A 25,104-nucleotide genomic window follows, 5' to 3' on the forward strand; every position below is an offset into this window, starting at 1 on the left:
TTATCTACTGATTCCCCTTGATTGTTCCGCTTCCTGTTCTTTTCTTTTTCGCCGTCGTTTTTCGGCATCGCCCATGGGTTCGGGTTCCGGTGCGATGTATACGGGATTAAACAGTATATCGAGCAAACCTGCTCCATGTGATGCATTGTGGTGATGCTCCCCCTTGTGTGTATCCAGTACCTCCCTGATTTGTTCGGCAAGGGTGCTTTTTCGAGGTGTATTATCCAACTGCATTTCCAAACGAAGGTTTTGTTTCAGTTGTCTATCGATACCGATATAGCTAAATTTCCGGTCAATAGTCGAGCCTTTGAACTTCACGCCATCCTTTTCAAAGGAAATGCCCTGCACCTCGTTTGTACCGCTACGGTACTTGTAATGGATGCCGATACCCTGCCTTGCAAGCATCGTTTCAACCTGTTTCCAAGACGTGGCCTTTGCCAAAATGGATTTGAGAGCATCGTGTATGCCATAGCGCAATCTATCATTACCCCGAAGTGCCTGCCTGTTCACCTGTGCCTTGCCCTTTCCGAGATGGTAAGCGTAACGTTCGGTCATCTCCCTGCATACCTTTCGGCTTTTGTGCCAATGGTTGTAGTTGCCTATTGTATCTCCGTTATTGTCCACACGGTTGTAGACAATATGCAAGTGTGGATGCTTTTTGTCCGTATGTAGTACAGTCAGGTACTGCGTATCCTTGATACCCATTTTTTCCATATACTCCCTTGCATGTTCTGCCATCTTTTGGACGGTAAGTTTCTCCCTGTCCTCGTTGCTCCAACTAAGCACGGTATGCCCTACGGCATTGCCAAGCTGCGGACGCATTTTGCGCTGTGCGTTGAGGTCGGCAATGATGGCGTTGATGCCGTAATCCCTTACACCCAATGAATCAAGCACGGCGGACTGTTCCCGTTCCAACAGGTAACGGACACAACCGCCAAAACTCTTGCCCGTTATCACTTTAGCTATCATCCCTGCCTATCCTTTCCAATAGTACTTCCACCTTGTATAGCAACCTACGCAGATCCGCCATAAGTGACACAAGCCCGTTGGTGTGCGCCAACTTGGTCAATTGGTTGAGGTTGTTTGCCATGCCCGACAATGTGCGCAGGTATCCTGTTTCCTCTTTTGAAAGCCTCGGCCTTATCACGGCAACCTTTGCCGCCCTACGAAACCAATCGCTTATCCGCATACCTGCACTCCTTGCCTTGCCCGCTATGGCCAACCGTTCGGTCGGTGTCAGCCGAACCACGAGCGAGCCACTTCGGGTGATGGCTTTTTTCGGTCGTCCTCGTTTGCGCTTTTTTCCGCTCGTCTCTTTCTCTTTTGTCGGCTGTTTCATTGTTTAACCTCCCCAAGTTTACGGATTGCGACCAACGGGAGCATCCGCCGTTCCCCACTCCGCAGAGCGTGGGGGAACGGTTTTTTGCATTGCAAAAAAATAAACTTGCTCCCTACAATCGGGATAGGAAAAGGGCGGTCGGGTGCAAGCACCCGTACCGTGGTTTTGCAGATGCTATTCGCCATCTTCACCTCCCTCCATCAGCTTTTGGATGTCCTCGTATTTGTAGTACATCAGTCCGCCGATTTTGGTGTACGGCAATGTGCCGTTTACCCGCAAGTTTTGGAGTGTACCTGCCGATATGCCGAGCAACTTACGTACCTCATAGCTTTTTAGCCATGCACGTGCTTCTTGCCCCTGCTTCCTCGGATGGGGATTGTGCTTTCTGATTTCCTCAAACAGTTCCTTTTTGAATTTTTCGAGGTCGTCCCTCGTGATAAGTTCTACTTTCATCTTTCCTCCTTTGTGTTATCGTAAAAAAATATGTACCCTGCGGACGGAAACAGATGGTGCGTTTCCGACTGCTTTGGGTACAAAGGAATGGATGAAATTGGTTCACAGGATGACCATTCTGGGCGTTTGGTCAGTTTTGGGCGAATGTGTATGGACTTTAGTGGTTCTGTGGCGAGAGGAATATTGTTTGGTTTGCAGATAATGTGCATTATTTGCCAAACAATAGGTTCCTATTAATGTACTCCCGAAATCGTATATGGGCTGTTTTATCTTATTGTGATAGGGATGCTAATGATTCGGGGTTCGGTTTTCGGACGGGATTTCCGACAAGAACGTCAGCCCACCTAACGTCAAACCCGTATTATATGCAGGCTTTATTGATACTCTTTCCAAAAATTACGTTATTAGGATTTTTAATGTCAGATTTTCCATTAATTTTTTCAAATCCAAACTTGTTTAATAATTTTTGGGAATTTAGATTTTCTTTGTGAGTGTATGCTTCAATATATTCAAGTCCAAGCTCATCGTTAGCAAAATCTAAAATTGCCTTTATTGCATTGCTCATTAGTCCTTTGTTTTGAAATTCTGGGAATAATTCATAACCAATTTCAGCATATTTATTATCACGATTTATTTTCCATAAGCAAATTGTTCCCACAATTTCATTTTCTTCAAGCGTAATGATTTTAAAAAACATTGCATTGTTGAAGTCAGAATTTATGTTTTCAATAAAGGTTTCAATTTCCGATAAATTTTTATTCAAATCTCTGTTTATGAATTTTGCAACCTCGGGATTTGTTCTTAATTCAAAAATTCTTTTTGAGTCAGACTTTTCAGCAATTTTCAGTTTAATTTTATTGGTAAAAATTTCGGTTTTCATTTCTTGATAGTCTTCGAAAAAGCTTGCATATAACGTTTTGGGGCTTTGCGATGGTGGGGTAATCGAAGCACGTCAGCCGATGATTGCACCAATGCTCAATATGGTACATAAAGTTGAGCCTATGACTCTCAGCCCCACTATTGCAAAACCCTTGTTAGCGGTTCGTTGTTTTCTGTTTTAATTGTTTTTCTCTAAATATGCTGTTATAAATTACATAGCTAATGAAACCTGTCAAAATTGTAGCAATAATATCCCAAATGTCTATAGGTTTTCCTAATAAAGGGTGTGCAAGTTCATACACAACAAGACTAAATGTTCCAAGATTTATTAAGTAATTTCCTTTTGTCGTGTCATTGGATAAAATTGCAATTAAGAAGAATATCATCGCCATAGTTCCTAATGTATTACCCAATGTGTCTGCAATATGAAAGTCATTAATTTGGTTAGCGTAAATAAATGGTCGATAAATTGGTCGTCCAATAAATTCATAAATAAGCAACGCTGAAATTCCGATAGCGAAATTAATTGCTTTGTATTTGGTAAACTTCCAGTTCTTTAGTTCTGTCTTAAAATCATTTATTGTCATAAAATCTATATCTCTCGTTGGCATTTTGTTCTTGCATTCCCTATTTCGTATTAATTCCTTTTAAATTTTCTGTCTGTCCGCAGTAAGGTTGTCAAATGGAAAGTGTGAATTTATGTTTATTGTCGTTAATTTCATTTGTGCAGGGTGTCGGCTTACAATGACCGCTAACTCAAATATATGCTCAACTATCCAATCTCCCAAATTTGCAACGTAAAAACTACTTTTTTGATTGTCTTAGCTTATAGTCAGTTTATTACACCGGATTTTCGCTCCGCGAAAACTATTGCGTATTTTGTATAACCTTTTTTCTATTTCTGATATTACACATAATGCGTAATGCCCGTATAGTGAACACTAATCTTCTATGGGTAAAATCCTAAAAATCCTGTCCTTTTCTCTTATCGGACGATATTTTGAACTCGGGCTTTCTTTGTTAGAAGTAAACCTGCTTCTTATTGTTTCCATGTTGATTTCCTCGTCACCATGCTGGAAATATTTACATATCATCTTTACCCATACGCTTTCGGTCGATGCATTCAAAAGGCGTATACTGTCCTTACGTGGGTCTTTAATTTCAGGAAATTGATGGATAAGGTCAACAAAGGCGTTCAGATATCCTTTCGTTATCCTCACCTTATATTCGGTCTCGTATTGTTTCAACGCTTCAAGCTCTCTGTTTTTTTCTTCCAGTTCCTTTTTCAATGTGGCAATCTCCGTATCGTAGCGTGTGATGGTGATGTCCACGGTATCCGTAGGTATTGATGGATATGAGATAGTCACGGAATGTCCGCAGGCATTTTAGGTTGACACGGTTCCGTGCATGTTTATGGGAAAAGGGGGATTGTTTGCGGATAAATTCGATATGGTCTGCCACGATTTCCCGTACGAGTTCATAAAATTCTGCTTCACTGCACTTTCCCGTACCAATTGCATGTTCCATGTGATAATGGTAGTACGCTTCCTGTTCTTCATTGCCAATGTCGTACAATCGGTTGAGGAAATGGTTGTCATCGTAAAGGTTCCAAAACCCTATCGGGCTACCGATGTCGTATCTGTGTTTTCTTCTGCTGAAAGGTCGGTGTATCTTGAAATAGGTATCCCTCATGGCAATCATTTTTGAACATTTGAAATAAAAAAGAGACAGTCACCTATTGGGCTGTCTCTTGCAAATTTACTTAATTCAGGGGGATTTTTACGTTGGCTTACCGTGCGGCTGCCATGCGCTCCCTTAGATTCTGCATATCCTCGCTCAACTTGTGTTCGACCACTTTGGCATAAATCTGCGTGGTGCGGATGCTCGTGTGTCCAAGCATCTTGCTTACCGATTCGATGGGTACTCCGTTACTCAATGTGACCGTGGTGGCAAACGTATGCCGTGCGATGTGGAACGTGAGTGTTTTGGTAATCTCACATATATCCGCTATCTCCTTTAGATATCCATTCATCCGTTGGTTTGATATGACGGGGAACAGCGTACCGCCGTTGGATGCTTTCGGGTGGTCTTGGTACTTCATTATGAGTGCGGATGCCTGTGGTAAAAGGGGTACTTTGACGACCGTTTCCGTTTTCTGCCTGTGTGTCACCAACCAATCCCCGCCATCGATGCCTTTCACGATGTTTTCGGGTGTGAGATTGACCAAGTCAATATAGGCCAACCCTGTGTAACAACTGAACAGGAACATATCAAGCACCGATTGCAGCCGTTCGATTGAAAAAGTCTTGTCAGCCAATATGTCCAGTTCTTGTTGTGTTAGATGCCCCCTTTCCACTTTATCAAAGTGGAGCTTGTATTTGGCAAAAGGGTCTTTCGCAAGCCAGTCCATCATTATAGCCATGTTGACCATCTTGCGAAATCGCTCAATGTGCTTCATGATACCATTGTTATTGAGCGGTTTGTGGTGGTCTTTCGGTTGGTGTTTTTGCAGATAGCCCTCAAAATCCATGATGAACCTGTAATTGAGTTCCGATAAGGCTATATCGTTCCTGCGGTATTTCTCTTTCAGGAATTTCTCGATATATCTTTGGGTAGTATGGTAGTTCTTCATCGTACCATGCACCAATTTATGCACCGTCTCCCTGTTATGGTAATCGACCAACATACGCAAGGTCATCGTTTCCTCCGCTTCGCCGAGGAAAAGGGATTTGACGGCATCCACGGTAACCGTTTTCCGTTGCTGTATCAATTCATGGTAGCCATCGGCAATGAGTGTCCGCACCCGTTCGATGTGGCTGTTCAGCTTTACGATTTCCTCACGCTTGCCTTTTGCCCTGCCCTTTGCATCATCCCATTCTTTGGGGGCAACTTTCTTTTTAAGGGAAATTTCCGACCTGCGACCGTTCACGGTTATCCTTGCGTACACCGTTGCCATGCCATTTTTCTGTTGTTTGGGAATCCGCAAGACGAAGTGGATTCCAAAGGTGTTCCTACTTTTCATACCAATCTATTTTTTGTTTAACTGATACACTTTAGCACGGTTACTCACGCACTGCTCACCTATGTGCATTCAAAAGGGTATCAAACAAGAGCAAATAGCATCAAAATAATTGTATTCAAATTACTGAAATACAATTAGTTAATTGCTAATAGGTGAGTAAAATTAAATCATCGAAATCACTCACGCAATTGCTCACATTTTGATTGGTATTCTTTGGGGTTTATTGGTATGGAAAAAAACAAAAAACCCGCAAATTTCATCAATTTGCGGGTTTTTGACTTCACTTAGTGTAAGTGTCGTCGGGGTGGCAGGATTCGAACCTACGACCTCCTGCTCCCAAAGCAGGCGCGATACCGGGCTACGCTACACCCCGAACTTATTTTGTTTCCAATCGGGGCACAATACTAGGATTATTCAGCACCTTATCCCGTTGGGATTGCAAAGGTAGCTATTAATTGCAAAAATGCAAATACTATTGTATATTTCTTTTTTGAAAAACGCCTTTCATATTCGAAAAATAATCACTAATATTGCAGCTCGATTTTTACGGGATAATAGTCGTCATTAATTACTCAAAATCATGGATTTAGTAAAATTTGTAGAAGAACAGGCGGTAACAAAAAATGAGGTTCCCGCATTCAAGGCTGGGGATACTGTTAGCGTACACTATAAAATTCGCGAAGGGAACAAAGAGCGTATCCAGGTTTACCAAGGTGTTGTCATCCAACGAAATAGTATTGGTATAAACGAAACATTCACCGTGCGTAAAATCTCTAACGGCGTAGGTGTGGAGCGTATTTTTCCGTTAAATTCGCCTAACATTGATAAGATTGAGGTGAATAGCCATGGAAAGGTGCGCCGCGCGAAATTATTTTATCTACGCGGTCTTACCGGCAAGGCAGCACGTATCAAATCCAAAAGGGTTTAATACCGCAAATGTATTGTTATAAAAAAGTGGAACCCTGCGCAGGGTTCCACTTTTTTTATATACTCCACCGGGCAAATCCTTGAGCTTACCTAAGCCCCCCATTTCCAGTCTACAGAAAGCTATACCTAAAGGAATAATTGGCGGACTCGTAATTCGATTTGTTGTAATAACCAAGTATTTCCAACTTCACATACTTACCAGACGACGTCTTGATGACAAAGACGCGGCCAGAAATGGGATTGATACTGTGATCTGCCATGTTGTATTCATACCATCCATTTCCACTACCAGAAGGGATAGCTTTTTCTTCATCCGAATCAGTTTTAAAGCCCGTGTCGGGCTCTTTTGTCACACCTTCAAACGATACATCCTTTAATAATACTGCTGTGGTCTTTCCCTTACCACTACTCCCACCATTAATCAATACCGTAGTTCGGTTGAATGCAATATCCCAATCTCCCGAGGCATCAGCGGCTTCCTTTCCGGTTTCCAAATTGAAATATGCCGTCTTGTAAGCGGCGTCAATGTTGCTAATGGTTTTGATCTCTTGTGCATAGCATGTGGACATCAGTATCAATGTACCTACAGCCATCGATGTGATATTGCGGTATGTTGTTTCCATCTCGCAAATATAGGGTAATTCAACTTTTTATTTATAACGAATCTAAACAAAAGGCCGGACGAATTCTTTATTTACCTTCCGAAAGACCGTATTTATATTCGTAGCGCTCGAACAATTGTTTATGTAAATCATTCAAATCGATGCCCCGCCCCTGGATGAACGCCCGTTCCACGGTATTTCCGAGCATGTCCAAGGCATCCCCATGGGATATAAAGAGATTAGCATCTTTCCCGACTTCTAAAGTCCCTGTCTTATCGTCGATACCAAGTATCTTCGCTGTATTGCTGGTGATGGTTGCCAGTGCTTGCTCTTTATCAAGCCCATAAGCCGCCGCCGTACCAGCCATAAATGGAAGATTACGCTGTTGCCAAAAGCCATCGATACTGTATGCCACCAATATCCCCGCATCAGTCAATAGTTTAGCTTGTTTATACGGAAGGTAAACATCCACATCAGTGCCGGAGGGAAGTGCATGCGATTGATTGATGATAACGGACACCCGATTGTCCGTAAGCACGTCGGTCACCAAATGGGCCTCTGTTCCTCCCACCAGTACCGGGTTGATGCCAAGCCGCTTCAAGGCATATATGGAAGCAATGATATCAGTAGCCTTATTGGCATGCACATATACTTTCCGTTTACCTGAAAACACCGCCCTAAAAGCTTCAAAACGAGCATTGGTAGTCCGATTGCTCCCCAATTCAGCATAGGCCTTGGCTTCCATTAAGTAATTTTCCAATTCAGCGATTTCTTGTTCAACTCGCTCCTTCTGTGCATTGGGGTTTGTGCCTCCTCCTCCCCCACCGAAGCGTCCAAAACGCACAGTGGGCCAATTGATATGGATACCCTCGTCTATCTTATAGGCAGCATCTTCCCAATTCCATGCATCCAATTGCACAATGGAAGATTGGCCTGAAACCAATCCATCTTGCGGAGTGATTTGCGCGAGTAATATACCGTTGGATCGTAAGGTATTGATTACTTTTGAATCAGTGTTATACGCAATCAATGCACGGACATGTGCATTATTTTCACCCACTTCACCAAAGTCTACCGTTGCCCGCACCGATGATATCTCCACCAAACCCAAGTTTGTGTTGGGCGCAATGAATCCAGGGTATAGATGCTTGCCTTGAGCATCTACAATCTCGGTCCCATCAGGGATGGTGGTATTCCCTCCCACATAGGTGATTTTTCCTTGGTCAAATAGTAATGTCCCCTGCTCGATAACATCGCCATTCCCCACATGGATGGTGGCACCTGTAATGGCAATAGGTTTTTCCTGTGCCTTAGCCGGATATATTGTGGGTTGTGCTTCGGCCACATCCATAACAAGGAGTAAGGTGATCGCACTTAACATGTATTTTATCGTTTTCATCGCTGTAGTATTTAATAGCCTAAATTAATCCATGGACTCGAACTCGCCGATTTCCCCAATTGTATCGCAATGGTATTCCATGTTGGGTTGGGCAACAGGTCTTTGGGTGGTGCCACCCTTGCTTTTCGCCTCCAACGATTTACGGATGAGCCGAGCTTTTTCGGCGATGAGTGCACGTTGCTTATTGGCATCTTCTTCGATATCCCAATATTTCACACCATCCACAAAGGTTTTTTCCGCTTTGGCGTAGATCGAAAGCGGCTTATCACTCCATATCACCACGTCGGCATCTTTACCAGGTGCAAGACTCCCTACGCGGTCATCCACATGGAGGATTTTGGCTGTATTAAGTGTCACCATTTTTAGGGCATCCTCTTCACTTACCCCGCCATATTTTACCGCTTTAGCCGCTTCCTGATTCAGTCTGCGTGCCATTTCGGCGTCATCGGAATTAATGGCGGTAAGCACATGTTGCTTATGCATGAGGTAGGCATTGTATGGGATTGCTTCCTGCACTTCCATTTTATAGGCCCACCAATCGGCAAAGGACGCGCCTGCTATTTTCCTGCGGGCCATTTCATCTGCCATCTTATACCCTTCTAAGATATGAGTGAATGTATTCACCTTGAAACCCATGCTGTCACCTACATGCATGAGCATATTGATTTCAGACTGTACGTAGGAATGGCAAGTGATGAAACGCTTTTCGTCCAGTATCTCTACCAGTGCATCCAAGGTTAAATCGCGCCTTAGCGTGGGGTCATTTGCAGCCATTCGCGACTTATATTCCTTAGCTCGTGTAAACGCATCGACGAATACTTGCTCCACACCCATCCGGGTTTGAGGGAAACGCACGCCGCCAGCATTACCCCAATTGCTTTGCTTCACGTTTTCGCCCAACGCGAACTTGATGAAACCATCGTTATTGCCAAATTTCAGGCCTTCAGGCTTATGTCCCCAGCGTAGCTTGATCAGTTGGGATTGGCCACCGATGGAATTGGCCGATCCATGCAGAAGATGTGAGGCCGTTACCCCTCCGGCCAATTGCCTGTAAATATTAATGTCTTCAGAATTGACGACATCGCCTATCCGTACTTCGGCGGTGACCGAATGCGATCCCTCATTCACCCCTCTCGTAATGGCAATATGGGAATGCTCATCAATGATACCCGGTGTCACATGCTTTCCTGTACCGTCTATCACAGTGGCCCCAGCAGCAGACAAGCCCTTACCTACCGCTTTGATTTTACCATTGGCCAATAACACATCGACACCTTCCAAAATACCTTGTGCTTCATTGGTCCATACTGTAGCATTTTTTATCAAAGTGGTTTCTACAACAGGTAATTGCGCATTGCCATAGGCCACAAAGGGATAAGTTACCCGACCCTCGGCAACGGTTTTCTTGCTTTGCCGCTGCCTATTAGGTTCCTTGGATACATATGCAGCCGTATAAATGGCTGTCCATGCAGAGGAGGTACCATCTGGTTGAACCACTTCACCTTTCAGGGCAAGTGGATCTCCACCAGCAATATAGCCGCTGATACGCGTGCTTCCTTGCTGCCCTTTGGGATTGAAACTGAACGACATCAAATCACCACTGCGGCTTGATGCCACCTTGATATCGGTCGTATCACCCCCCACCTTCAATAACACCTCTAGCTTGCCTCGTTTATCCTGTATCAATAATTTTGCACGGCCTATATTCGGCAGTTGAGTGGCATACTCGCCAGTAATATCTTGAGCACTGCTTTTGGTAGCCACAAATTTTTTCCCTTGCACCCAGTTTTCATGGATTACCGTTCCTTCCTTGAATAAGGTATCACTTGTAATGATGAAATTCGCCAATTTTCCTTTTTCCAAGGTACCCAACTTGTCAGATACACCCAACATTTCGGCCGGTATCTCCGTGAGCGCACGTAGCGCATGTTCTTGGGAAAGGCCATTATCCAAAGCAAGGTGTAGATTCCCCCAGAAATCACGCAGGTTGTCCAATCCAACCGGAGAGATGGCAAATTGAATACCGGCTTTTTGCAATAGCGCTGGATTGGCAGGTGCCATTTCCCAATGCTTTAATTGGGCCAGTGTCACATTGCGGGCATCTGCGGGATCCTCCACATCATATGCTTTCGGGAAATTAAGGGGTACAATCAAGCTGGCGTTGGTGACTTTGATGTCTTCTATTCGCTGATACTCGTTGCCGCCCGTTTTAATGATATAGCTTTTTCCAAATTCCTTGGCTATTTTATCGGCTCGGAGGATATCGAGCATGTCATCCACTTCAAAAAATTGGGGCAGTGATTGCAACTTACCAAAGGCTTCCAGGGAAATGTTGTATTCATCCTGTTTCTTCTCATACCACTCGCTATCGTAATAGGTTTGCCGAAGCAATGCAATGCTACCCATCAAAGAAGATGGATAACTGGTCTGTGCCGAACCTTTACTGAACGAATAATGTGCCCCCGCTTCGGGCAGGATAATCACTTCATTATCACGGGTATCGGCCAACGTGGCTACCACCGAGCTTCCGCGAGCGATGCCATCGCGCACGATGGATTGCACAGCGCCAAACCCAATCTTCTTCAACTCCTCGCTTTGCTTTTGGTCTACCGTAAACGTTTTCTTGGCTGCTGTTTCTGGCCGAATGGCTTCGTTCCAACCGTAGGGTCCCTTCTTTGTGGATTCAAAAACTTGTTCGCGTCGGCCTCCAAAACCTTGCTGGCCACTACTGCTGCGGCTTTCCTTCGGCTGTCCGTATTCACTGAATGCATCAATGAACGAAGGGTAAATAAATTTGCCCTGTAGATCAACGGTCACATAGCCTTTGGGAATAGTTTGGTTTTTGCCTAATGCGGCTATCCGTTGACCATGCACTAACAATGTGCCATTTTGGATGACTTCGCCGGCTTTTACTACAATATTAGCGTTGGTAAAAGCGAAAAACTGTGGTCTTTCGTCATGCGAACCGTTGACTGGAAAGGTTTCCTGGGCTATTGATAGCCAAGAGAACAGCCAAAAGCAACAAAAAAGTAGTATTTTCTTCATGTTTATTGGGATAAGTACAATCAAAAATAGATTGTTATCTCGATTTTTTCACAAAAAAGGTATATAGTAATATGAAAGTTACCTCTTTGCCTTTATAAATATGATCGAAAGCATTTTTAAGCACATCCTGCATATTATATATGTTATCGCGATTTTTTTAACTATATTTCGATAAAAAGCTCTACCTTTGTATCCCGTACATAAGCGTGATGTTTTTAAGCTTTTTATGGCTTGGACACCGTATAATATACCCTGATTTTATTATGACTAAATACATTTTTGTTACGGGCGGCGTTACCTCGTCGTTGGGAAAAGGTATTATTTCGGCGTCCTTGGCCAAACTCCTACAGGCGCGGGGCTATAAGGTAACCATCCAGAAATTCGATCCTTACATCAATATCGACCCCGGTACACTCAACCCCTATGAACATGGCGAATGCTATGTGACCGAAGACGGTGCGGAAACCGATTTGGACCTCGGCCATTACGAACGTTTCCTCAACACTCCCACTTCACAAGCCAACAACGTTACTACCGGACGCATTTACCAATACGTTATCGACAAGGAACGTGAAGGAGCCTATCTCGGCAAGACCGTGCAGGTAGTGCCGCACATTACGGATGAAATCAAGCGAAGAATGTGCCTGCTTGGCAAAGCGGGGCAGTACGACATCATCATCACCGAACTCGGGGGAACCGTGGGCGATATCGAGTCGTTACCTTTCATCGAAGCCGTGCGGCAACTGCGGTGGGAATTGGGGAGCAACAATTCATTGGTCATCCACCTGACGCTTGTACCCTTTTTGGCAGCAGCCGGTGAACTTAAAACCAAACCCACACAGCACTCCGTCAAAACGTTGTTGGAATACGGCATTCAACCAGACATCCTGGTATGCCGCACCGAACATCATCTCAACTTGGATATCCGCAAGAAACTGGCACTTTTCTGCAATGTCAATATAAATGCAGTGATTGAATCCATCGACGCTCCATCCATCTATGATGTTCCTTTGCTGATGCTCAAAGAGCAATTGGATAAGACGGCATTGACCAAACTCAAGCTGTCTACCAAGAATGAACCCAATTTAGAAAATTGGAAAGCCTTTTTGGGTAAATTGAAAAACCCAACCAACGAAGTAACCGTTGCCCTTGTAGGGAAGTACGTGGAACTACCAGATGCTTACAAATCTATTAGCGAAGCTTTCATACATGCCGGAGCGATGAATGAATGCAAGGTGAAAGTAAAATACATCGCCGCAGAAAGCATTACCGAAAACAATGTGGAGGAGAAACTCACCCGCATAAGTGGTGTGGTGGTTGCTCCAGGGTTTGGTGAACGTGGACTAGAAGGTAAATTAATGGCCATCCGCTATGTCCGTGAACATCATGTTCCTTTTTTCGGCATCTGCCTCGGTATGCAATGTGCTGTCGTCGAGTTTGGCAGGAACGTATTGGGACTCAAAAACGCAAACAGCTTTGAAATGGATCCGAAAACCAAATACCCCGTAATCAACCTCATGGAGGAGCAAAAAGGTGTGATAAACATGGGTGGCACCATGCGATTAGGTGTTTATGACTGTGAAATCAAAAAAGGCTCCAAGGTGGCTGCTATCTATGGAAAAAACAAAATATCCGAACGGCACCGCCACCGTTATGAATTCAATAACGATTACCTCGCCCAGTATGAAGATGCAGGAATGATTGCTTCTGGCATCAATCCTAAAAGCAACCTTGTCGAAATTGTGGAGCTTAAAAACCATCCATTTTTCATCGCAGGGCAGTTCCATCCAGAATTAAAATCAACAGTTGCAAATCCTCACCCACTTTTTGTTAGCTTTGTAGCCGCTTCTTTGGCCCATGCCAAAGCCGCAAAACAGAAATAAACAGAAGTGCGTTGCAAACACGAATACTATAGCGTAAATAAGAAATGGACAGAAATACACTGATAGGTCTCGTTTTAATATTTATCATCATTGGGGCATCCGTTTTTTTGATGAAACCCTCTGAAGAAGAGTTAAAACGTGAGCGCCAATTACAAGACTCGCTAGCCCGGTCGCGGGCAGGCATTGAAAAAGTAGACCAAGACACCTCCGCTATCACAGAGACTACCACCGTACTTGACTCGACCATCTTAAGTGGACCATTTGGCGGAGCCACAGCGGGCAGCGAACGGATTGTCACCCTAGAAAACGAATACATCAAGGCCAATATTAGCACCAAGGGTGGTCAAGTGAAATCCGTAGAAATCAAGGGTCAAGAAACATACGATGGACGTCCACTGATGCTGTTTGAAGGCGACCAGAACAAATTTGGGCTCTTTTTCTCATCAGCAGGCAAAAATATCATCACCAACGATCTGTTTTTCACTACTACGGGCAGCGACATCCGTGTGGTGGGCCAAGATTCTGCTTCGGTCACATTCCGGTTGGCTTATGATGCCGACAAATACATTGATTACATCTATTCCATCAAGGGCGACGACCATAATTTAGGCTTCACCATCCTAACCAAGGGTATGCAAGACGTGATTGCACCCACTGAGACCCAACTGGTACTCAACTGGGAGACTGTTCTGTACCAGAAGGAAAAGGATATGAGCAGCGAACGCCAACGCTCCACGGCATACTATGCATTGGCTGATGGGGATGTAGACCATCTAAGCACCTCCAATGATGATGAGGAAAGCTTTAAGGAAAATATGGAGTGGGTATCGTTTAAGCAACATTTTTTCTCTAATGTGTTGGTTGCGGACAACGGCTTCAACGGCGGGAAAATCAATGTGTACGCCAGTGTTGATGATCACATCGTCAAATTATTTGCGGCTAACCTCCACTTGAATTTCAGTCGCCAAGACATCAATACTTATCCCATGCATTTCTTCTTTGGCCCAAATCAATATAAGGTCTTGAAGGCTCATGGTTATGGTCTGGAAAAACAAATCGACATGGGTTGGGGGCCAATGAAATGGATTAACCGTTTCATAACCGTTCCGGTGTTCAACTTTCTCGATGGCTTCAATTGGAGCTATGGCTTTGTCATCCTCGTCCTTACTGTATTGCTCAAATTGGTGCTCTCTCCCCTAACTTACCGTTCATACGTATCCATGGCCAAGATGCGGGTACTCAAGCCTGAGATGGACCAAATCAAGGAAAAAGTAGGACCAGACAATGCTACCTTGCTGCAGCAGGAATACCTCAAGCTTTATAAACAGGCAGGGGTTAATCCCCTTGGTGGTTGTATCCCTTTGCTATTGCAGATGCCGTTTACCATTGCATTTTTCTTCTTTTTCCCCAACCTGTTTGAACTGCGTGGAGAAAGTTTCCTTTGGGTGAAAGATCTTTCCACATACGACTCCCCCATTACCTTCTCTCCATTGCCCATTATCGGTACATCCCACCTCAGTTTGATGTGTATCCTGATGACGGTGACCACGCTAATATCCACTTGGTATAATAATTCTGTATCAGGTGCAACCGGCCAAATGAAATACATCGGTTACTTTATGCCGCTGATTTTCCTCTTCGTGCTGAATAGTTTCCCCGCAGGGCTGAACTACTATTATTTCCTCTCCACAGTATTTACGTTCGGCCAACAAGTTATCATTCGTCAGATGATCAATGACGATAAAATACTGGCAATCATCGAATCGAATAAAAAGAAACCCGAAGCGAAGAAGAAATCGAAGTTCCAGCAACGCATGGAAGATTATATGCGTCAGCAGCAAGGCAAAGGCAAGGGTAAAAAGTAAAGTTGGAAGTTGGAAGATTGAAGTTTCGGTTTTCCAACTTCTTACCATTAAACAAACGCACTGAAGCCTGTAATCGATCGTCCCACAATCAACGAATTGATTTCCTTGGTCCCTTCATAAGAGTAGATCGCTTCGGCATCGGCCAAAAATCGCGCCACATCATATTCTAGCAAAATTCCGTTTCCGCCCATTACCTCACGTGCTTGGCTCACGATATCGCGTGTACGGAGTGTACAAAATACTTTAGCAAGCGAGGCATGTTCATCCTTGAGCATCCCTGCATCCTGCAATTCAGACAAGCGGTATACCAATGTCTGCATGGCCGTGAGATTAGATAGCATTTCTACCAAGTGGTTTTGGATTAACTGAAAGGAAGCGATAGGCCTACCAAATTGCTTGCGCTTGCATGTATAGTCCAACGCGTTTTCATAAGCCCCACGGGCACAGCCCACCGCCATCCAAGCCACACCGGCCCGGGTCAATTGCAGCACTTTGGCCGTATCTTTGAATGAATGGGCATGTTGCAGTCGGTCACTTTCTGGCACCATGCAATCGGTCATTGTAATCAACCCATTTTGGACAATGCGGAGGGCCATTTTCCCCTTGATTTTTTCCACCTCAAAACCTGGTGTTCCCTTGCGCACCAAAAAGCCTTTCACTTGACCGTCACCCAAATCCTTGGCCCAGATTACCGTTACGTCGGCAAAGGTCGCATTGCCTATCCATTTCTTCTGTCCATTGAGTACCCAACCATGCTCCGTTTCCCGTGCCGTTACCGTTAACCCACCTGCTACGCCCGACCCTACTTCGGGTTCAGTAAGGCCGAAAGCACCGATTAGTTTCATCTGTTGCATTGCAGGCAGCCACTCTTGTTTTTGAGCGTCGGAACCACATAAGTATATCGATCCCATAGCCAGACCGCTCTGCACTCCAAAGAACGTGGCTACAGAGGCGTCTATCCGTGCAATTTCCATGGCAATGATGCCTTCCATCAAGGAAGACCTCCCGGCACATCCATATCCTTCATAAGTAAGCCCACAAATATTCAATTCGGCCAATTTAGGGATGATTTCAAATGGAAATTCATCACGGAGCCAATAGTGGTTGACCAAGGGACGTATTTCGCGTTCCATGAAATCCCGTACCTTGAGCTGCAGGGCCCGATCTTCTTCGTTCAAACGTAAATGCAGTTCATAGAAATCACCGTTAATGGGCGGTACTTCCGCCTTGGGCCTACCCCCATCCATCATCTTCATCAAACCCTTAAGCTGTTTATCATCCAATTTGGAGAATGAATCCATCACCTTGGGTAAATCTACTTTCCGCGACAATTTATCGAGTTGTTCAAAATCGACGCTTTTGAACAACTGGTAAGCCTTTTTGATTTTCGAGAACATAATCTATTTATTTGCTAATGCTTCAATTGTTTCACACAAAGACCACGAAGGCGCTTCGCTTTCTCGCGGAGTACGCAAAAATACTATTCAATCACTTCACCACGCCCAACTTCATCTTCGGTCTTTCTAACTTCCAGACTCACGTCTGTATCACCCCCACATTGAACGGCTTTTCGATGGGCGATTGATTGGCAGCTTCTATCCCCATAGAAATAATTTTCCGCGTTTCCATGGGATCGACGACACCATCCACCCAGAGTCTAGCCGCGGCATAATAGGGTGTTGTCTGCTCATTATATCGTTCCGTGACTTCCTTAAGCAACTTTTTGTCTTCATTGTCATCAGTTTCCGTGCCCTTTGCTTTCATGGAGGCCGTTTGAATTTGCAGCAATGTTTTCGCCGCTTGTACCCCACCCATCACGGCGATTTTGGCCGATGGCCATGCATAAATCAAGCGTGGGTCATAAGCCTTTCCACACATTGCGTAATTGCCCGCCCCATAGGAATTGCCCATTACAATCGTAATTTTGGGCACCACTGAATTGGCTACGGCATTGACCATCTTAGCTCCATCCTTGATGATACCACCCTGTTCGGCACGGCTCCCCACCATGAAGCCCGTCACGTCCTGCAAAAACACCAACGGTATTTTCTTCTGGTTGCAGTTCATGATGAAACGGGTAGCCTTATCGGCCGCATCCGAATAGATTACACCACCAAACTGCATTTCGCCCTTCTTACTTTTTACCACCTTCCGTTGGTTGGCGACAAAACCAACCGCCCAGCCATCCACGCGTCCTAAGCCACAGATGATGCTTTGCCCATATCGTGCTTTATATTCTTCAAATTTGGAATCATCGATCAATCGCATGATGATTTCTTTCGTATCATAAGATTTTTCGCGCGAAGGCGGTAATATTCCATAAATATCTTGTTCATTCAGTTTCGGAGGTAATGGTTTCATCCGATCGAAGCCAGCATCTTGGGGTTTACCCAACATGCTCATGATGTTACGGATGGAATCAAGGCAAGTCTTGTCATCCGGATGTTTATAATCCGTGACGCCTGAAATTTCGCAATGTGTGGTCGCTCCACCCAAGGTTTCGTTGTCCACCGTTTCACCAATGGCCGATTTGACCAAGTAAGACCCGGCCAAAAACACGGATCCAGTACCCTCCACAATCATCGCTTCGTCGCTCATGATGGGCAAATAGGCCCCACCGGCCACACATGCACCCATGATGGCTGCTATCTGCACAATGCCCTCACTGCTCATCCGCGCATTGTTGCGAAAAATACGTCCAAAATGCTCCTTGTCTGGAAAGATCTCATCCTGCATGGGTAGATATACACCAGCTGAATCTACTAAATAGATAATAGGCAGTCGGTTTTCCATGGCAATTTCCTGCGCACGCAGATTTTTCTTGGCTGTCATGGGGAACCAAGCCCCTGCCTTCACCGTAGCATCATTGGCCACCACCACACATTGTCGCCCGGAAATATAGCCAATGCCGGCTACCACGCCTGCCGAAGGACAACCCCCTTGTGCCTCATACATACCGTCAGCCGCCAGTGCTCCAACTTCAAGCCATGGCTTATCCACATCCAAGAGGTATGTAATTCGTTCACGGGCAAGCATTTTTCCTTTTGCCTGTTGTTTCTCCGCGGCCTTAGCCCCTCCTCCTATATATACCTTTTTCAATCGGTTTTTCAGTTCGGAAACAGCCTGCTTATTCAGGTCCTCATTTTGGTTAAATTCGAGGTTTATCATGGTTCACAAGATACAGTATTCTCCATGGATTTTGAAATTTCGGGCATTACTAATTTTTCAATTCCTGAGCTTAGCATGTCAAAAAAAACCAAGGTAGCATCCTAAATCCAAAAAACAACAAAACATAATAAACTAGTTATCAACGAAATAATTCATGAAACAGGGTTACTTGAAATTCACAGGGTTACCTTTCCCTTGCCTGGGTATTAATAGTTAAGTAAACATATTTGTTTTAACCAAAAAGGAAATTAGCAATGAAAAATGTATTTAAATTCGGCTTTTTAGGCTTAGCTCTTTCTGTAGCTATTGCTGCTTGTAACACCACTACTTCTGAGAGCGAAGAATCTGCTGATTCTTTGCAAAACGAAATCGAGAATGAAATGGAATCATCCATAGATACCATCGATTCTATTGGCGGTGCTGCTCTTGATTCACTTGACTCATTGTCAAACTAATCAGGCCGGATTAAAAAATCTGTAAAAAAAGCCCGTCCACCAATTGGTGGACGGGCTTTTTTATTCGTCTACTATGAGTTTATAGCCTATTCCACGAACGTTTACAATTTCAACATCGCTATCCTTTCTAAGGTATTTACGTAGTTTGGTTATAAAAACATCCATGCTCCGGGCATTGAAGAAGCTATCTTCACCCCAGAGATAATCCAAAGCCATTTTCCGCTCAAGCACATGGTTTCTATTTTCAATAAGCATTTTTAGCAAAGCTGATTCGCGAAAAGAAAGTTTAGCAACTTCATTTCCAAAACTAAGCTCCTGCAAAGCGTTGTTGAAGGTATATTTGCCAATGGAAAACTGTTCCTTTGGTGAAACTTGCCGCTGTTTAATTGCCTTGTTCAATAACGCCCTTATCCGGATGATGAGTTCCTCCATGCTGAAAGGTTTTTTCAAGTAATCATTTCCTCCCAGCTCGAACCCCCTGACCACATCTTCAGTCAAGGATTTGGCGGTCAGAAAGATGATAGGCACGTGATCATCTACCTTCCGAATATCCTCGGTTAGCGTAAATCCGTCTTTGGTAGGCATCATCACATCCAAGACACAGATATCGGGGTTGAAGGTCCGGAATGCCGAATACGCTTTAAGTCCATCCTGCACCCACATCACTTCAAACTCCCTCGATTCTAAACTTTCCTTGACAATTTTACCTAGAAAAGGTTCGTCTTCAGCTAACAATATTTTCAGTTTCTTAATATGTTGCATGGTCCGTTTAGGTTAATTGTTATGATGTTCTTGTTGCTTCAGTGGCAATATAATGGTAAATATACTGCCCTTTCCCAGCATGCTGTCTACCGTTATTTCACCATGATGTTTTTTTACGATTGCCGACACATAGGCTAACCCTACCCCAAAACCTTTGACGTTATGTATATTGCCTGTAGGGACACGGAAAAAATTCTCAAATATCCGTTCACGATATACCTGTGCTATCCCAATGCCATTATCGCTCACCGATAATCGTATGCTATTGTTCTCCACGCCATACGTAATATTGATTTCTGGTGTCTTATCTGAATATTTCAAGCTGTTATCAATCAAGTTATATACTACGTTGGAAATATGATCACGGTCTACCATGGCCTCCACCGGTGTCCTATCGGATTTGATGGACAATTTGGCGGCCTGCTTTTCCAATTGGGGACGTATATTGGCCACCACATCATTCACCAACTGATCGATATCCGTTTTTTGGAAAGCCAGGCTCATGTCGCTCCGCCCGAAGGCTGCCATCTTCAGCACCTTTTCAACCATCACGGAAATACGCTTCAGTTCATGCTGGCAGATATCAAGATATTCCGTTGCCTGTTCCGGTTTATTCATGACGTCGAAATTCTTCATGGCCTCCACAGCCAAGGATACCGTGGCGATGGGAGTTTTAAATTCGTGTGTCATGTTGTTGATGAAATCGTTCTTCATGTCCGAAAGCCGCTTCTGCTGGAATATGGTTCGGATCATGTATACAAACGCCCACACCGTAATCCCCACGATAACCAGGGATGCCAGCAATACCCACTGCATATCACGCAAGATGTATAGAACATCATTCCCAATTGACAATTCAAACTTATAGGGCCTCAACACACCAATTCTTGCACTCAACTGCTTATTGCCCTCGTTATTGAAAAGAATACTATCCTTGACATATTCATCGCCTCCCGCTGTCAAATTACTGAGCCGAAAAGCAAAAGGAGAATGGATTCCGGTTTGCCGGAGCAGTGAGTCTAGCTCAACTTGTAAACCACCCGCGAAACTCACCAGTTCATCCAAACGGTAGGCATTCATGGAATTGACTTTGACCTCATGCCTTTGGGTAATCATTCGTTTCGGGGCCAAACTATCGGCCATAAACCCGAGGTCGAAGTATCCCGTATCAGCCATGGACATCACGAAGGTCGTGGTAAGGCTGTCACGGTAGTTGGAATCCCTGATGTGTATTTGCTGGGTTCGTGGAGTTTGCATGTCAGAAAAGCCCGGCGTTGCTCGGAAAAAACGTACCATCCGTTCAAGTTTACCCTGCCTATTGATGCCCGTATCCAATTCATTAAAACCCATGGATTCCAAGTCGGTCAATGTATGGCGATCCTGCAAACGCTCCAACGCAGTCGCCACCTCCTTGTCAAACTGCTGTATTGACAATTGATAGGATTTATACAGCCAGTAGCCCTGAAGCAGGAAGATTCCGATCAGCGAACAGGCGACAATGGCAACAATAAACCGTATCCTTTTGGACATCATCCTACAAAGCTACGAAACCGCGCAGGTTTTGGAAATTTGCTTGGTTTAATATAACACCGCTTAACACACGTTAACAGTATTTAACATACTGGGCAATTCTTAACACTGCTTAACACAAAAAATGCACTTAGACACCCTTATCCATCCTATTTTCGTATTCGAAACAACTGTTGAACAAATGAAAACAAGAATCTTATTTATGGTCGTGGCTCCGGCACTATCGGCGTTATGCTACGCGCCTACCGCCTATGCACAAACCAACGACAGCGCATTGGCCCAAATCAAGTATGAATTCGTACATGTAGACGATACCAATTTTCGAGATGACCCCCGAAAGGAAGAAATGATGGTCTATATTGGCGAGCAATCCAGCATGTACAAAAGCCATTCGCTTGCCGTAAAACTCGAAGAAATGAAGAAGGAAATGCGCAACAGACAAGCCGCCATGGGACCAAACAATGCCTCTTTTTCCTTTAGTTCGCCCAACATGTCAAATGAAACCTTATATATCTTCCCATACGATAAAAAATTATTCATAGTAGATCGGATAGGCATGAGCAACTACATCCTGCCGCAAGATTTCCCAGTGATTGATTGGCAGATTGAAGGAGAGACCAAAGATATTGGGGGTTATACCTGTCAAAAAGCTACGGGCACATTTGGTGGCAGGCGCTATACGGCTTGGTTCACGGCTGAGTTACCATTCCCATATGGCCCCTGGAAGCTGCATGGTCTGCCCGGCCTGATCCTTGAGGCCGAAGACAGCAAAAAGGAGGTCATGTTTCATTACGCCGGTTTCGACAAACAGCAAGATGAGCCCATAGAAATTATCCTTCCCAAAGAAGCCGTGACCACCACATCCAAGGCCTTTGAAAAAGCAAAGGAGGCATTCCTTAAAGATCCCATGGGCAATATGATGCGAAATATGCCTACGGGAGCCAATGTACAGACGAAGGTGGTGTTTAAGGACCAATCAGGACGGGAGCTGACACCAGATGAGTTCAAAGCGATGCGCGAAATATCGACGAAGGATGGCAAAGCCCGGAAACTGAACAACCCGCTCGAATTAAACAAAAAGTAGCGGAACTCATGGAATTGAAAACCATATTGATGGTTTGCTTCCTGCTTTTGGCGGCTATGGTGTATTCGCAGCAACGCCAATTACAGGGGGTACTTAAGACATCCGATGGAAAGGCCGTGGCGAATGCCAGCGTAACCGTCAAAAACAAGCAGCGCATCCTTGCCTTTAAACCAAGTGACAGCGATGGCGCTTTTACATTGGCTTGGCCGGACACCGTAGACATTTCCGATTTGCACTTGGAGATAAACCACCTAGGCTATAAAAAAGTATCGCTGCCATTGTCTGATAAGCAAACACGTTATGACATCCTGATGGAAGAACAAGCCATAGACCTGGCTGAAGTGGCGGTAAGAAGCCGGCCAAGGATAGATGCCCGCGGGGATACGCTAAGCTATGACGTGGCTTCCTTCGCCAAACCCGAAGACCGCACCATCGGCGATGTACTGCGGCGGATGCCTGGGATGGAAGTGGGGGAAGATGGCCAAATCAAATACAATGGCAAGGCGATTTCCAACTTTTACATCGATGGGGACGACTTGCTGGACGACAAATATGCCATCGGCACAAAAACCATCCCCCATGCCATGGTCAAGGATATCGATGTCATGCAAAATCACCAGCCACTGAAAGTACTGGAAAACAAAACCTTGAGCGAAAACGTGGCCCTGAACCTTAAAATCAAGGATGAAGCCAAGCTCAAACTCACGGGACAGGCGAAACCAGGGGGTGGGCTGCCGGGGCAGTATGACGGTGAATTGAATACCATGCTGTTCAACAAAAAATACAAGATGCTTAATGTAGGTAAAGCCAACAATGTGGGGACCAACCTAAATACGGATTTCACGGCATTCAACCGAGCGGGGATGCTGTCTTCCATGGGCAATTCACGCCCTGCGGAACTACTCTCATCGGGCACGGTGGGTAACCCTGCATTACCCACAAATCGCTACTACCTCAATAATTCGGGCTCCTTGAATGCAAATAACCTCATGAACCTCGATAATGGATGGCAACTGAAATCAAACATCGGCCTCCTGCTCGACCAGAATGAAATGGACTACTACAGTGCAAACGACCTTTACTTGGCCAATGATACCATCAGCTATAACGAAAACCAGCAAATCAACAAACAACCATTCTTGACCGAGCTGTCGCTCAACCTACAGGCCAACAAGGAAAAATACTACTTCAACAATGCGCTTAAAATCGGCTATTCCGGAGAAACCGGCAAGGCGACCTTAACCAGTAATGAAATGGACATGGGACAGGAACTCCATAGTAGGGTACGTGATTTCTCCAACAACCTGGAATATGTACCCGAATTGGCCAACAAAAACATCTTAAGTATAAACTGGTACCTTAATCACTTCAATCGACCACAAACACTCAACATTTACCCCGGCATCAATGAAGACGTACTCAATGGTGGGGAAGCTTTTGCTACACTACAGCAATTTACCGAAACACCAACTTGGTTCAACACCCTTTCATTGGGATACCGCCTCCCCAGCGGCACCATCAAACAGCATTATCGATTGAGCACGTTAAACGAATGGCAGCAACTCAATTCCCAGCTTCGCCTCAGCCAACTGGATGGTGAAGTGAATGCATACACGGAAAGTAACGATAACAACCTTCACTGGCAACGCCATCATGCCCAATTCAATGCCACTTATGAATATAAACATGGAAAATGGGAATCGTTGCTTTCCCTTCCCGTTACCTGGCAACGCATCGCCTATGAAGATGAGGGCTTTGCCCTCGATGAAAACAAGGAGCGGATGCTGTTCAATCCGTTTTTCCGGGCAAAATACCTGACAAACGCAGAAGACTATCTGTCATTCAATTATGTTTACAGCAATCAGATGGGCAATATCAACGGGGTATACCGTGGGGCTATCCTCTCCAATTACCGCAACCTGCGAGCAAACGATGCACAACTGGAAGAAAGAAGCGCCCATAATGCCGGACTTGGCTACAACTTCCAACGCAACATCAGTATGCTTTTCATGAATGTGGGAGCCCACTACACCCTCGCTACGGCCAACACCATTGCTTCCAACATCATAACCGATAACATCTCCCAAACGGTGCTACTCCCTTATGACAACGATGTAAGCACGTTCAGCGCAAACGCCGGAATTAGCAAATACATCTTTGCGCTTGGTGCTACTACTGGTATAAAGGCTTCCTGGAGCACTACCCGTTACAACCAATTCCTGAATGGCGAGCTCCTACCCTATAACAATGTTTCCTTTTCACTCACCCCAAATTTTGAGGCCCGCCTTTGGAATCGCATAAGCTTGAACTACGAAGGTACTGGCACATGGACCACCAGTAAATTGGTGCACGGAGAAACGGCTACTTCCATGCCCGACATCCAAATCCGTCGGTATGATCAATCGGTTAGCCTGATGTGCTCACCCTTCCGAAACACCTTCCTGCGCTTAAGTGGGCGCCATCAATATACCAGCCAGCAGCAACTTCAGGATATCAGTTACTTCTTTGCAGATGCGAATATCCGGTATAAGCTTGATAAATGGAATACGGATCTGGAGCTCGACTTCACCAATTTGGCCAACATTACCGAGTATGAAACATATAGCCTTACAGCTAATCAATTTGGCTACAGCCGCTATAACCTCCGTGGCCGGATGGCCGTGCTGAAGCTGGCGTTTAATTTATAAGCCA

General features: G+C 44.8%; 21 protein-coding genes and 1 tRNA gene. 7 read left to right on the top strand and 15 right to left on the bottom strand.

The genetic code is table 11. The features are described from left to right. From NF543_RS13820 to NF543_RS13845, 6 genes are all read right to left on the bottom strand, one after another. Entirely contained in the window at window positions 1-969 is a 969-nt protein-coding gene (locus tag NF543_RS13820; RefSeq protein WP_257668727.1) for a relaxase/mobilization nuclease domain-containing protein, read from the bottom strand. Then, window positions 959-1,339, bottom strand: a complete 381-nt coding sequence (locus NF543_RS13825; protein WP_257668728.1) for a plasmid mobilization protein — start codon at window positions 1,337-1,339, stop codon at window positions 959-961. Before NF543_RS13825 ends, NF543_RS13820 begins: the two co-directional genes overlap by 11 nt. A gap of 174 nt (window positions 1,340-1,513) precedes the next feature. Further along, complete coding sequence (locus NF543_RS13830; RefSeq protein WP_257668729.1) at window positions 1,514-1,792, bottom strand: helix-turn-helix domain-containing protein; 279 nt, start codon at window positions 1,790-1,792, stop codon at window positions 1,514-1,516. Window positions 1,793-2,153: 361 nt separating this feature from the next. Beyond that, complete coding sequence (locus NF543_RS13835) at window positions 2,154-2,672, bottom strand: GNAT family N-acetyltransferase (protein WP_257668730.1); 519 nt, start codon at window positions 2,670-2,672, stop codon at window positions 2,154-2,156. A 154-nt stretch (window positions 2,673-2,826) separates the two neighbouring features. After that, the gene (locus NF543_RS13840) at window positions 2,827-3,282 is read right to left on the bottom strand and encodes a hypothetical protein (RefSeq protein ID WP_257668731.1); all 456 of its coding nucleotides are present in this window, start codon (window positions 3,280-3,282) and stop codon (window positions 2,827-2,829) included. A gap of 330 nt (window positions 3,283-3,612) precedes the next feature. Then, complete coding sequence (locus NF543_RS13845; protein WP_257668732.1) at window positions 3,613-4,038, bottom strand: hypothetical protein; 426 nt, start codon at window positions 4,036-4,038, stop codon at window positions 3,613-3,615. Window positions 4,039-4,078: 40 nt separating this feature from the next. Here NF543_RS13845 and NF543_RS13850 point away from each other — a divergent pair, with 40 nt between their 5' ends. Beyond that, window positions 4,079-4,378: a hypothetical protein gene (locus tag NF543_RS13850; protein ID WP_257668733.1), complete on the top strand. Its 300-nt coding sequence runs from the start codon at window positions 4,079-4,081 to the stop codon at window positions 4,376-4,378. Between the two features lie 82 nt (window positions 4,379-4,460). On the opposite strand, the gene NF543_RS13855 is transcribed toward NF543_RS13850, so the two are convergent. Both NF543_RS13855 and NF543_RS13860 read right to left on the bottom strand, forming a co-directional pair. Continuing rightward, window positions 4,461-5,693, bottom strand: a complete 1,233-nt coding sequence (locus NF543_RS13855; RefSeq protein ID WP_257668734.1) for a site-specific integrase — start codon at window positions 5,691-5,693, stop codon at window positions 4,461-4,463. Between the two features lie 299 nt (window positions 5,694-5,992). Beyond that, window positions 5,993-6,066 (bottom strand) — tRNA-Pro (locus NF543_RS13860). Between the two features lie 207 nt (window positions 6,067-6,273). On the opposite strand from NF543_RS13860, the gene rplS reads away from it, so the two are divergent. Further along, window positions 6,274-6,621: a 50S ribosomal protein L19 gene (gene rplS, locus NF543_RS13865; RefSeq protein WP_257668735.1), complete on the top strand. Its 348-nt coding sequence runs from the start codon at window positions 6,274-6,276 to the stop codon at window positions 6,619-6,621. Window positions 6,622-6,730: 109 nt separating this feature from the next. On the opposite strand, the gene NF543_RS13870 is transcribed toward rplS, so the two are convergent. The 3 genes from NF543_RS13870 to NF543_RS13880 all read right to left on the bottom strand — a co-directional run bounded on the left by NF543_RS13870 (window position 6,731) and on the right by NF543_RS13880 (window position 11,666). Next, window positions 6,731-7,243 (bottom strand): HmuY family protein, encoded by a 513-nt coding sequence (locus NF543_RS13870; protein ID WP_257668736.1) that lies wholly within the window; start codon window positions 7,241-7,243, stop codon window positions 6,731-6,733. 67 nt (window positions 7,244-7,310) lie between these two features. Then, window positions 7,311-8,621, bottom strand: coding sequence for an amidohydrolase family protein (locus tag NF543_RS13875; protein WP_257668737.1), 1,311 nt, complete (start codon window positions 8,619-8,621; stop codon window positions 7,311-7,313). A gap of 24 nt (window positions 8,622-8,645) precedes the next feature. Then, a complete protein-coding gene (locus NF543_RS13880; RefSeq protein ID WP_257668738.1) occupies window positions 8,646-11,666 on the bottom strand; it encodes an amidohydrolase family protein in 3,021 nt (1,006 codons plus the stop codon). A gap of 263 nt (window positions 11,667-11,929) precedes the next feature. On the opposite strand from NF543_RS13880, the gene pyrG reads away from it, so the two are divergent. Both pyrG and yidC read left to right on the top strand, forming a co-directional pair. Beyond that, window positions 11,930-13,549, top strand: coding sequence for a CTP synthase (gene pyrG / locus NF543_RS13885; protein WP_257668739.1), 1,620 nt, complete (start codon window positions 11,930-11,932; stop codon window positions 13,547-13,549). A gap of 44 nt (window positions 13,550-13,593) precedes the next feature. Next, window positions 13,594-15,414: a membrane protein insertase YidC gene (gene yidC, locus NF543_RS13890; RefSeq protein WP_257668740.1), complete on the top strand. Its 1,821-nt coding sequence runs from the start codon at window positions 13,594-13,596 to the stop codon at window positions 15,412-15,414. A gap of 47 nt (window positions 15,415-15,461) precedes the next feature. Here yidC and NF543_RS13895 read toward each other — a convergent pair whose 3' ends face one another. Both NF543_RS13895 and NF543_RS13900 read right to left on the bottom strand, forming a co-directional pair. Next, window positions 15,462-16,811: an acyl-CoA dehydrogenase family protein gene (locus NF543_RS13895; protein ID WP_257668741.1), complete on the bottom strand. Its 1,350-nt coding sequence runs from the start codon at window positions 16,809-16,811 to the stop codon at window positions 15,462-15,464. Window positions 16,812-16,950: 139 nt separating this feature from the next. Then, window positions 16,951-18,579 (bottom strand): acyl-CoA carboxylase subunit beta, encoded by a 1,629-nt coding sequence (locus NF543_RS13900; RefSeq protein ID WP_257668762.1) that lies wholly within the window; start codon window positions 18,577-18,579, stop codon window positions 16,951-16,953. A gap of 257 nt (window positions 18,580-18,836) precedes the next feature. On the opposite strand from NF543_RS13900, the gene NF543_RS13905 reads away from it, so the two are divergent. Next, complete coding sequence (locus NF543_RS13905) at window positions 18,837-19,037, top strand: hypothetical protein (RefSeq protein ID WP_257668742.1); 201 nt, start codon at window positions 18,837-18,839, stop codon at window positions 19,035-19,037. A 60-nt stretch (window positions 19,038-19,097) separates the two neighbouring features. On the opposite strand, the gene NF543_RS13910 is transcribed toward NF543_RS13905, so the two are convergent. Together NF543_RS13910 and NF543_RS13915 are read right to left on the bottom strand one after the other, a co-directional pair. Then, a complete protein-coding gene (locus tag NF543_RS13910; protein WP_257668743.1) occupies window positions 19,098-19,799 on the bottom strand; it encodes a response regulator transcription factor in 702 nt (233 codons plus the stop codon). 12 nt (window positions 19,800-19,811) lie between these two features. After that, the gene (locus NF543_RS13915; protein WP_257668744.1) at window positions 19,812-21,332 is read right to left on the bottom strand and encodes a sensor histidine kinase; all 1,521 of its coding nucleotides are present in this window, start codon (window positions 21,330-21,332) and stop codon (window positions 19,812-19,814) included. Between the two features lie 178 nt (window positions 21,333-21,510). On the opposite strand from NF543_RS13915, the gene NF543_RS13920 reads away from it, so the two are divergent. Both NF543_RS13920 and NF543_RS13925 read left to right on the top strand, forming a co-directional pair. Next, entirely contained in the window at window positions 21,511-22,413 is a 903-nt protein-coding gene (locus tag NF543_RS13920; RefSeq protein ID WP_257668745.1) for a GLPGLI family protein, read from the top strand. A gap of 8 nt (window positions 22,414-22,421) precedes the next feature. Beyond that, window positions 22,422-25,100, top strand: coding sequence for a carboxypeptidase-like regulatory domain-containing protein (locus tag NF543_RS13925; protein WP_257668746.1), 2,679 nt, complete (start codon window positions 22,422-22,424; stop codon window positions 25,098-25,100). Window positions 25,101-25,104: the final 4 nt, after the last annotated feature.

This window comes from Parapedobacter tibetensis (assembly GCF_024704835.1).
Lineage (GTDB): Bacteria > Bacteroidota > Bacteroidia > Sphingobacteriales > Sphingobacteriaceae > Parapedobacter > Parapedobacter tibetensis.

What these genes read in the sequence shown, in the direction of transcription:
- NF543_RS13910 (WP_257668743.1), bottom strand. Translation starts at nt 19,799, where the DNA reads ATGCAACATATTAAGAAACTGAAAATATTGTTAGCTGAAGACGAACCT.
- NF543_RS13915 (WP_257668744.1), bottom strand. Translation starts at nt 21,332, where the DNA reads ATGATGTCCAAAAGGATACGGTTTATTGTTGCCATTGTCGCCTGTTCG.
- NF543_RS13830 (WP_257668729.1), bottom strand. Translation starts at nt 1,792, where the DNA reads ATGAAAGTAGAACTTATCACGAGGGACGACCTCGAAAAATTCAAAAAG.
- NF543_RS13925 (WP_257668746.1), top strand. Translation starts at nt 22,422, where the DNA reads ATGGAATTGAAAACCATATTGATGGTTTGCTTCCTGCTTTTGGCGGCT.
- NF543_RS13825 (WP_257668728.1), bottom strand. Translation starts at nt 1,339, where the DNA reads ATGAAACAGCCGACAAAAGAGAAAGAGACGAGCGGAAAAAAGCGCAAA.
- NF543_RS13835 (WP_257668730.1), bottom strand. Translation starts at nt 2,672, where the DNA reads ATGAAAACCGAAATTTTTACCAATAAAATTAAACTGAAAATTGCTGAA.
- NF543_RS13905 (WP_257668742.1), top strand. Translation starts at nt 18,837, where the DNA reads ATGAAAAATGTATTTAAATTCGGCTTTTTAGGCTTAGCTCTTTCTGTA.
- NF543_RS13850 (WP_257668733.1), top strand. Translation starts at nt 4,079, where the DNA reads ATGTTTATGGGAAAAGGGGGATTGTTTGCGGATAAATTCGATATGGTC.
- NF543_RS13875 (WP_257668737.1), bottom strand. Translation starts at nt 8,621, where the DNA reads ATGAAAACGATAAAATACATGTTAAGTGCGATCACCTTACTCCTTGTT.
- yidC (WP_257668740.1), top strand. Translation starts at nt 13,594, where the DNA reads ATGGACAGAAATACACTGATAGGTCTCGTTTTAATATTTATCATCATT.
- NF543_RS13895 (WP_257668741.1), bottom strand. Translation starts at nt 16,811, where the DNA reads ATGTTCTCGAAAATCAAAAAGGCTTACCAGTTGTTCAAAAGCGTCGAT.
- NF543_RS13840 (WP_257668731.1), bottom strand. Translation starts at nt 3,282, where the DNA reads ATGCCAACGAGAGATATAGATTTTATGACAATAAATGATTTTAAGACA.
- NF543_RS13880 (WP_257668738.1), bottom strand. Translation starts at nt 11,666, where the DNA reads ATGAAGAAAATACTACTTTTTTGTTGCTTTTGGCTGTTCTCTTGGCTA.
- pyrG (WP_257668739.1), top strand. Translation starts at nt 11,930, where the DNA reads ATGACTAAATACATTTTTGTTACGGGCGGCGTTACCTCGTCGTTGGGA.
- NF543_RS13820 (WP_257668727.1), bottom strand. Translation starts at nt 969, where the DNA reads ATGATAGCTAAAGTGATAACGGGCAAGAGTTTTGGCGGTTGTGTCCGT.
- NF543_RS13855 (WP_257668734.1), bottom strand. Translation starts at nt 5,693, where the DNA reads ATGAAAAGTAGGAACACCTTTGGAATCCACTTCGTCTTGCGGATTCCC.
- NF543_RS13870 (WP_257668736.1), bottom strand. Translation starts at nt 7,243, where the DNA reads ATGGAAACAACATACCGCAATATCACATCGATGGCTGTAGGTACATTG.
- rplS (WP_257668735.1), top strand. Translation starts at nt 6,274, where the DNA reads ATGGATTTAGTAAAATTTGTAGAAGAACAGGCGGTAACAAAAAATGAG.
- NF543_RS13920 (WP_257668745.1), top strand. Translation starts at nt 21,511, where the DNA reads ATGAAAACAAGAATCTTATTTATGGTCGTGGCTCCGGCACTATCGGCG.